The sequence below is a fragment of the Mycobacterium sp. NGS45 genome, assembly GCF_059812645.1.
Map to the genome: position 1 here is coordinate 1 of NZ_JCALDB010000059.1, position 1,248 is coordinate 1,248.

A 1,248-nucleotide genomic window follows, 5' to 3' on the forward strand; every position below is an offset into this window, starting at 1 on the left:
TCGCCGGAGTTTCGTGATCGTGCGTTGCGGTTGTTGGACACCATGATGGAGGCCTCGGATATTTCTGAGTTCGAGGCCATCAAGTCAGTGGCCAGCAAACTTGGTATCTCGGAGGAATCAGTGCGTCGATGGCGACGCAAAGCTCAGGTCGATGCCGGCGAGCGCGCCGGTACGACCAGCGCTGAGCACGCCGAGATACGGAAGCTCAAGCGTGAAGTCAGCGAATTGCGCAGAGCCAATGAGATTTTGAAGTCCGCGTCTGCGTTTTTTGCAGCGGAGCTCGACCGCCCCGTGACGAAATGATCGCCTTCATCGAGGCGCATCGCGATCAATTCGGGGTCGAGCTCATCTGCCGAGTGTTACGGGCAGCAATCCCGGGGTTCCTCACCGCCCGAGGGTACCGCGCCGCGCGGACCCGTCCGGCCTGCGATCGCGAGATCCGCGACGAACAGCTGATCGCTGACCTACGCACCGTGCACCGGGACAACTTCTCGGTCTACGGCGTCAAGAAGATGCATCAGGCGATGAAACGCCGAGGTTGGCGTCTGGGACGCGAACAAACGCGGCGGTTGATGCGCAAGGCCGGCCTGCGTGGCGTTCAGCGGGGGAAACCGGTGTTCACCACCGTCACCGACCCGGCCGATGCGCGGCCGGCCGATCTGGTCAACCGCCAGTTCAAAGCCCCCGCTCCGAACCGGTTGTGGGTTGCTGACATCACCTACGTGCGCACCTGGCAGGGATTCTGCTACACCGCATTCGTTACTGATGTCTGCACCCGCAAGATCGTCGGCTGGGCAGTCTCGGCGACGATGCGCACTGAAGATCTCCCACTGGAGGCATTCAATCATGCTGTGTGGCAAGCAGAGTCAGATCTTTCTGAGTTGGTACATCATTCCGACCGAGGGTCGCAATACCTCTCGCTGGCATACACCGACCGGTTGACCGAGCTCGGGATCGCGCCATCAGTGGGATCGCGCGGGGATAGCTATGACAACGCCCTCGCCGAGGCAGTCAACGCCGCCTACAAGACCGAGTTGATCAAGCGAGGCAAGCCGTGGCGGAGCGTCGATGACGTCGAACTGGCGACCGCCGCCTGGGTGGCCTGGTACAACCAGGAACGCCTGCACGAAGCCCTCGGCTACGTTCCACCAGCCGAGTACGAGGCCGCCCTCACCGGCGCCTCACACCCCGCGAGCCAGCCAACCCCGGCCCTCGTACCCAACTAGGAACAAAACCTGGGGTACTTCA

1 protein-coding gene and 1 other annotated feature are annotated in these 1,248 nt (G+C 62.2%); the gene reads left to right on the top strand.

Annotated elements, in window-relative coordinates:
* Nucleotides 1–1,226 (top strand): IS3 family transposase gene (locus AC5Y3P_RS22320; RefSeq protein ID WP_500048119.1). Its coding sequence is split into 2 segments (ribosomal slippage), with 1,227 coding nucleotides annotated over them: nucleotides 1–277 and nucleotides 277–1,226; the frame shifts between segments, so codons are not numbered across the junction. This gene is flagged as partial in the annotation.
* Nucleotides 261–377 (top strand) — a sequence feature (AL1L pseudoknot). Its footprint overlaps the gene before it by 117 nt.
* Nucleotides 1,227–1,248: the final 22 nt, after the last annotated feature.